Below are 350 nucleotides of genomic sequence, written 5' to 3' on the forward strand. Positions count from 1 at the left end.
GGCATCGACCCCAAGTCGAAGACCGACACGTACGCGGCGCTGAAGCTGGAGATCGACAACCGCCGCTGGGCGGGTGTGCCCTTCTACCTGCGCACCGGCAAGCGGCTGGGGCGTCGCGTCACCGAGATCGCGGTCGTGTTCAAGCGCGCCCCGCACTCGCCGTTCGACTCCACCGCCACGGAGGAGCTGGGCCAGAACGCGATCGTCATCCGCGTCCAGCCGGACGAGGGCATGACCGTCCGCTTCGGCTCCAAGGTGCCCGGCACCTCCATGGAGATCCGGGACGTGTCGATGGACTTCGCCTACGGCGAGTCCTTCACCGAGTCCAGCCCCGAGGCGTACGAGCGGCT

General features: G+C 68.6%; 1 pseudogene. It reads left to right on the top strand.

The features are described from left to right. Nucleotides 1–350, top strand: a pseudogene (locus GT030_RS04820) (glucose-6-phosphate dehydrogenase); the annotation flags it as partial.

The sequence above is a fragment of the Streptomyces sp. SID1328 genome (assembly GCF_009865595.1).
GTDB classification, from domain to species: Bacteria; Actinomycetota; Actinomycetes; order Streptomycetales; family Streptomycetaceae; genus Streptomyces; species Streptomyces griseoluteus.